Source organism: Streptomyces hainanensis, assembly GCF_004348415.1.
Lineage (GTDB): Bacteria > Actinomycetota > Actinomycetes > Streptomycetales > Streptomycetaceae > Streptomyces > Streptomyces hainanensis.
Window position 1 is genome coordinate 1 of sequence record NZ_SMKI01000463.1, and the last position, 5,965, is coordinate 5,965.

Annotated in this window: 5 protein-coding genes; 1 reads left to right on the forward strand and 4 read right to left on the reverse strand. The window is 72.3% G+C overall.

Annotation, left to right across the window (positions count from 1 at the left end):
* Window positions 1–373: 373 nt before the first annotated feature.
* The gene (locus E1283_RS30125; RefSeq protein ID WP_132821340.1) at window positions 374–1,384 is read right to left on the reverse strand and encodes a stage II sporulation protein M; all 1,011 of its coding nucleotides are present in this window, start codon (window positions 1,382–1,384) and stop codon (window positions 374–376) included.
* A 57-nt stretch (window positions 1,385–1,441) separates the two neighbouring features.
* Between E1283_RS30125 and E1283_RS30130 the strand changes: the two genes are divergently transcribed.
* Window positions 1,442–2,347, forward strand: a complete 906-nt coding sequence (locus E1283_RS30130; protein WP_132821341.1) for an RDD family protein — start codon at window positions 1,442–1,444, stop codon at window positions 2,345–2,347.
* On the opposite strand, the gene E1283_RS30135 is transcribed toward E1283_RS30130, so the two are convergent.
* The 3 genes from E1283_RS30135 to manA form a co-directional block, all read right to left on the reverse strand.
* Window positions 2,331–2,969, reverse strand: a complete 639-nt coding sequence (locus E1283_RS30135) for a hypothetical protein (RefSeq protein ID WP_132821342.1) — start codon at window positions 2,967–2,969, stop codon at window positions 2,331–2,333. The genes E1283_RS30130 and E1283_RS30135 overlap by 17 nt on opposite strands.
* A gap of 61 nt (window positions 2,970–3,030) precedes the next feature.
* On the reverse strand, window positions 3,031–4,494 hold the full coding sequence (gene ahcY / locus E1283_RS30140) for an adenosylhomocysteinase (RefSeq protein ID WP_132821343.1): 1,464 nt from the start codon (window positions 4,492–4,494) through the stop codon (window positions 3,031–3,033).
* Between the two features lie 241 nt (window positions 4,495–4,735).
* On the reverse strand, window positions 4,736–5,917 hold the full coding sequence (gene manA / locus E1283_RS30145) for a mannose-6-phosphate isomerase, class I (RefSeq protein ID WP_132821344.1): 1,182 nt from the start codon (window positions 5,915–5,917) through the stop codon (window positions 4,736–4,738).
* Window positions 5,918–5,965: the final 48 nt, after the last annotated feature.

Sequence of the window (5,965 nt, forward strand, 5' to 3'; positions counted from 1 at the left end):
CAAACTCTCCGTGAATGCTTCACTGAAAGCTTGGATCTTGGATCCAACTTCAAAAAATCTGGCATTGACTATTTGGCACACTGTTGAGTTCTCAAGGAACGGACGCTTCCTTCGGCTCCCTCTCGGGTTCCTCCGGGCTTCCCTTCGGTGTTCACTACTTTAGAACCAACCCCCGCCGAATTCCAAATCCGGCCCCGGAGAAGCTATTTCAGGCAAGCCGAAACAGACCCTCGCGGGTAGAGCGTTCAGACGCAGTGAGTGCCACATGAAGTGGCGGGATTGCTTCCACTTACCTTCCGGACTGGCCGGCGGCTCGGTGGCAGCTCGGAGAACGTTACGCCCCGGTGGTACCCGCGTCAAGCCGAGACGGCGATCAGGCGGCGACCGGGGCTTCGGCCGCGCGATCCGCGGCGGCCAGGTCACCCGTCTCACCGGCCGCCGCGGCCCGCCGGCCCACGACGAAGACGTAGGCCAGGAAGGCCACTTCCGCCAGTACACCGATCGCGACGCGGGCCCAGGTGGGCAGCCCCGACGGCGTGACGAAGCCCTCGATCAGCCCCGAGACCAGCAGCACGAACGCCAGGCCGACGGCCATGCCGATGGCGGCCCGCCCCTCCTGGGCGAGCGCCGAGGACCGGGTGCGCGGGCCCGGGTCGATCACCGTCCAACCGAGGCGCAGCCCCACGCCGGCCGCCACGAAGACCGCGGTCAGTTCGAGCAGGCCGTGGGGCAGGACCAAGCCGAGGAAGACGTCGAGTCGGTCCGCCGAGGCCATCAGTCCGACGCCGGCCGCGAGGTTGAGCATGTTCTGCAGCAGCACCCACAGCACCGGCAGGCCGAGCAGCACCCCGAAGGCCAGCGAGAGGCCGGCTACCTGGGCGTTGTTCGTCCAGACCTGGGCCGAGAAGGCGGCGGCCGGACTGCTCGAGTAGTAGGTCTCGTAGGAGCCGCCCGGCCGGGTCATCTCGCGCAGCTGCTCGGGGGCGGCCATCGCGAGCTGGACCTCGGGGTTGGCGGCGATCCACCAGCCGAAGGCCGCCGTCAGCAGCGTGAACACCAGCGCCGTGGGCACCCACCAGCGCCGGGTGCGGTAGCAGGCGGCGGGGAACGCGGCGGTGAAGAAGTGCAGCGCGTCCCGCCAGGTGGCCTTGCGGGTGCCGACCACCGCGCTGCGGGCCCTGGCCACCAGGTTGGTGAGCCGGTTGATCAGCGCGGGGTCGGGCGCCGACGAGCGGAGCTGCGAGAGCTGGGTCGCCGTCCGCTGGTAGAGCGCGACCAACTCGTCGACCTCGGCCCCGCTGAGCCGGGCACGCCGACGGCGCAGCAGGGCTTCGAGCCGATCCCACTCGGCACGGTGCGCCGCGGTGAACACGTCGAGGTCCATGCCCTGAAGCTTGTCAGACGTCGGTGTCAGACTGTCCAGTGGAAGGGGGAATGCCGGATGAGTCAGCTGGTGACGGGCGACGCGGTGGTGCTCGGCCTTCAGCCCGCGCGGCTGCCGAGCCGGGCGATGGCGCTGCTGCTGGATCTGGTCGTGATCATCGGGAGCTACCTGCTGCTTTCGGTGGTGCTGGTGAGCACCGTGTTGCCGCTCGGCCCGGCCACCGCGCAGGCGATCACCGTGGCGCTGCTGTTGCTGGTGCTGGTGGGTGGCCCGATCGCGGTGGAGACGCTGAGCAAGGGCCGGTCGATCGGCAAGGCGGCGTTCGGGCTCCGGGTGGTGCGGGTCGACGGGGGGCCCATCCGGTTCCGGCACGCGTTGGTGCGGGGCGCCGTGGGCTTCGTCGAGATCCTGCTGACGGCGGGCACCGTGGCGTGCATAGCCTCGTTGGTCTCGGCCGAGGGGCGGCGGCTCGGCGATGTCTTCGGCGGGACGCTGGTGGTGCGCGAGCGGTTGCCGGGCGCGGCGGCGGCGTCGGTGCCGATACCCCCGCCACCGCCGTGGCTGGCCGAGGAGTTCGCGCGGCTCGACCTGTCCCGGGTGCCGGATCCGTTGTGGCTCGCGGCGCGGCAGTTCCTGGGGCGGATGGGGCAGTTGCACCAGGGCGTCGCCTGGTCGATGGCGGCCGGGTTGGCCAACGACATGACGGCGTGGGTCGGGGCGGCGCCGCCGCCCGGGATGCCGCCGGCCGCCTATCTGGCGGCGCTCGTCGCGGAACGGCAGCGGCGCGAGGCGGCGCGGGTCTTCGGCCAGGCCGCGGTCCAGCCGCCGACGACCTTCCAGCCGGCACCGGCACCGGCACCGGCGGCGACCGCGCCGGGGGTTCCGGCGCCCGTCGTGGCACCGGAGATACCCGGCGCACCCGGGGCCGCCCCGCCGGCCGGCGGGTTCACTCCTCCGTCATAGCCGGGGCCGGCATCCCGGCGGACGGCGGGGAATCCAGCTCGGCGAGTTCGATCCCGGGGGCCGCGAGCACGACGTCGCCGGCGAGGTGGACGGTGCCGCGCTCGCCGGTCTGCTGGTCGTCGACCTGGTAGGCGCGCACGGTGAGCGGTCCGCTGTCGGTGGCGTGGGTCTCGGTGCCGAGCAGGGTCCAGGTCTCGTCGTGGGTGCGGGGCGCGAGCACGGGTGGTGTGAGCGCCACCAGCCGCACGCGGGCGGTCGGTTCGGCGGGGGTGAGCCGCAGCAGGTGGGCCGTGGCCACCAGGAAGGCCGGCGAGGCGCCGGTGAAGGCGCGGGCGGCGGTGTTGCCCTCGGTGCCCTCCCCGCCGGTGGCGGCCAACCGCACCCAGGTGACGCCGTCGAGGGCGGCGCCGCGCACCCGCCAGTCGCCGGCGCCGAGTTCGAGGCGGATGGGGCGGCCGAGGTGGTCGAGCGTGAGGTCGACGGTCTCGGCGGGCCGGCCGGCGGGGTCGTCGAGCCGGGAGACATAGCGCCAGCCGGTGGGTCCGGGGGCGCACTGGAAGCGCTCCTCGCCGAGCGGGGTGCCGTCGGCGGGGTCGTGGCGGAGGTAGCGGCCGCGTGGCATGAGGCAGAGAGGAGTGGAGCGGGGCGCCCGGCCGGGGAGTGCCGGCCGGGCGCCGCTCGGGTCAGTAGCGGTAGTGCTCGGGCTTGTAGGGGCCCTCGACCGGGACGCCGATGTACTCGGCCTGCTCGGAGCGCAGCTCGGTGAGCCGGGCGCCGAGCGCGTCCAGGTGGAGGCGGGCCACCTTCTCGTCCAGCAGCTTGGGCAGGGTGTAGACGCCCGTCGGGTACTCGCTGGTCTTGGTGAAGAGCTCGATCTGGGCGATCGTCTGGTTGGCGAAGCTGTTGGACATGACGAACGACGGGTGGCCGGTCGCGTTGCCCAGGTTCAGCAGGCGGCCCTCGGAGAGCACGATGATGTTGTGCCCGTCCGGGAAGGTCCAGGTGTGGACCTGCGGCTTGACCTCGTCCTTGACGATGCCCGGGATCTCGGCGAGGCCGGCCATGTCGATCTCGTTGTCGAAGTGGCCGATGTTGCCGACGATCGCCTGGTGCTTCATCCGGGCCATGTCGGAGGCGAGGATGATGTCCTTGTTGCCGGTGGTGGTGATGAAGATGTCGGCCGTCTCCACCACGTCCTCGAGCCGGACGACCTGGTAGCCGTCCATGGCGGCCTGGAGGGCGCAGATCGGGTCGATCTCGGTGACGAGGACCCGGGCGCCCTGGCCGCGGAGCGACTCGGCGCTGCCCTTGCCGACGTCGCCGTAGCCGAAGACCACGGCGGTCTTGCCGCCGATGAGCACGTCGGTGCCGCGGTTGATGCCGTCGATCAGCGAGTGGCGGACCCCGTACTTGTTGTCGAACTTCGACTTGGTGACGGAGTCGTTCACGTTGATGGCCGGGAAGAGCAGGGTGCCTTCCCTGAACATCGCGTACAGACGGTGCACGCCCGTGGTGGTCTCCTCGGTGACGCCGCGGATGTCGGCGGCGGCCTGGGTCCACTTCTGCGGGCTCTCGACCAGGGTGCGGGTCAGCAGCTCCAGGATGACCCGGTGCTCGTCGCTGGTGGCGGCGGTGGCCGGGTCGGGGACCGCGCCGGCCTTCTCGTAATCGACGCCGTCGTGCAGGAGCAGGGTGGCGTCGCCGCCGTCGTCCAGGATCATGTTGGGCCCGCCGGAGGGGGCGTCGGCCCAGGTCAGCGCCTGCTCGGTGCACCACCAGTACTCTTCGAGCGTCTCGCCCTTCCAGGCGAAGACGGGGATCCCGGCGGCGGCGATCGCGGCGGCCGCGTGGTCCTGGGTGGAGAAGATGTTGCAGGAGGCCCAGCGGACCTGGGCGCCGAGCGCCACCAGGGTCTCGATGAGCACCGCGGTCTGCACGGTCATGTGCAGGGAGCCGGTGATCCGGGCGCCGGCGAGCGGCTGCGTCGCGGCGTACTCCTCGCGGATCGCCATCAGGCCGGGCATCTCGTGCTCGGCGAGGGTGATCTCCTTGCGGCCGAAGGTGGCCAGCGAGAGGTCGGCGACCTTGAAGTCGCTGAAGTCCTGGGGGGCCTGCGGGGCCTGAGCGTCGTTGGCGCTCGTCGTCATGACGGCTTGCTCCTCACGGCGGGGGGCGTGTTCACGGACAGGGTGCGGCGTCGGAGGGCAGGCGAAAGCCCGCCTCGCCCGAGGCCTCACGGTCCGTCGGAGGGCCTTCTTACCCCTCGGCCGGGCGGCCCGCGCGGGACACCCGACTGCCATCAGCAGCGACGTAACGACTCCGTCGAATCTACACCGGATGGTGTCGGCGCCCCAGCGGCGGCATCGGATCCCGGCCGCGCCGGCGGGGTCAGGAGGTGGGCGCGGTGGTGGCGCGGAACAGGGTGCCGGTGCCGGCGGCGTCCACCGTCTCGTCCGCCCTGACATAGGCCGACTGACCGGGCTCCAGCGCGAGTTGGGTGCCCGCGCGGTCGCGCAGCGTGATGCGGCCCGCGGTGCAGAGCAGGATGCCGGGGGTGCCGGGGGGCAGCGTCCGGGTGGGCGCGGCCGCGTCGAGGACGTGCCGGCTCAGGCGGAACTCCCCGATGGGGGCCGGGTAGTTCTGGTCCGGCTCGCCGGTGGGCCGCAGCACGCCGGGGGCGCCGGCCTCGAAGCGGACGACGCGCAGCAGTTCCGGGACGTCGACGTGCTTGGGGGTGAGGCCGCAGCGCAGCACGTTGTCCGAGTTGGCCATGATCTCGACGCCGAAGCCGCTCAGGTAGGCGTGCGGCACGCCGGCGCCGAGGTAGAGGGCCTCGCCGGGCTGGAGCCGGACGTGGTTGAGGAGCAGCGCGGCGATCACGCCCGGGTCGCCCGGGTAGTGGCGCGCCATCTCGGCGTAGGAGGCGTGTTCGGCGGTGGCGCCGGCGGCCAGGGCCTCGGTGGTCCGCAGCACGGTGTCCGTCATCGCGATCGGGTCGGCGGTGAGGACGGCGGTGAGCACCTCGCGCAGCGCGTCGCCCTCGGGCTTGGCGCGGAGCAGGTCGGCGTAGGGCTTGAGCTGGTCGACGCCCAGGGCGTCGAGCAGGTCGGCGGTCCTGGCGGGCGGGCGGAAGCCGCAGAGGCCGTCGAAGGGGGTGAGGGCGCAGATCAGTTCGGGTTTGTGGTTGGCGTCCCGGTAGTTGCGGTGCGGGGCGTCGACCGGAACGCCGCGGGCCTCCTCGTCCGCGAAGCCGGCGACGGCCTGCGGCAGGTCGGGGTGGACCTGGAGGGAGAGCGGGGTGTCGGCGGCCAGCAGCTTGAGCAGGAACGGCAGTCGGGGGCCGTAGGCCGTCACGGTGGCCGCGCCCAACTCGCCCTCCGGGTCGGCGGCGACGACGTCGGCGAGCGAGACGGGGCCGGCGCCGCGGTCCACGCGGGAGGGGGCGCCCGGGTGGGCACCCATCCACATCTCGGCCTGGGGTTCGCCGGTGGGCTCGGTGCCCAGCAACGTCGGTATGGCGGTGGGTGAACCCCAGGCGTAGGGGCGGACGGTGTTGACGAGGCGGTCCATCCGGAGTGATTCCTGTTCGCTCTTCTGCGGGGCCGTGGGGCTGGGGGC

Excerpts from the sequence above, each read along its gene's own strand:
- E1283_RS30125 (WP_132821340.1), bottom strand. The coding sequence starts at position 1,384 with ATGGACCTCGACGTGTTCACCGCGGCGCACCGTGCCGAGTGGGATCGG.
- E1283_RS30130 (WP_132821341.1), top strand. The coding sequence starts at position 1,442 with ATGAGTCAGCTGGTGACGGGCGACGCGGTGGTGCTCGGCCTTCAGCCC.
- E1283_RS30135 (WP_132821342.1), bottom strand. The coding sequence starts at position 2,969 with ATGCCACGCGGCCGCTACCTCCGCCACGACCCCGCCGACGGCACCCCG.
- ahcY (WP_132821343.1), bottom strand. The coding sequence starts at position 4,494 with ATGACGACGAGCGCCAACGACGCTCAGGCCCCGCAGGCCCCCCAGGAC.
- manA (WP_132821344.1), bottom strand. The coding sequence starts at position 5,917 with ATGGACCGCCTCGTCAACACCGTCCGCCCCTACGCCTGGGGTTCACCC.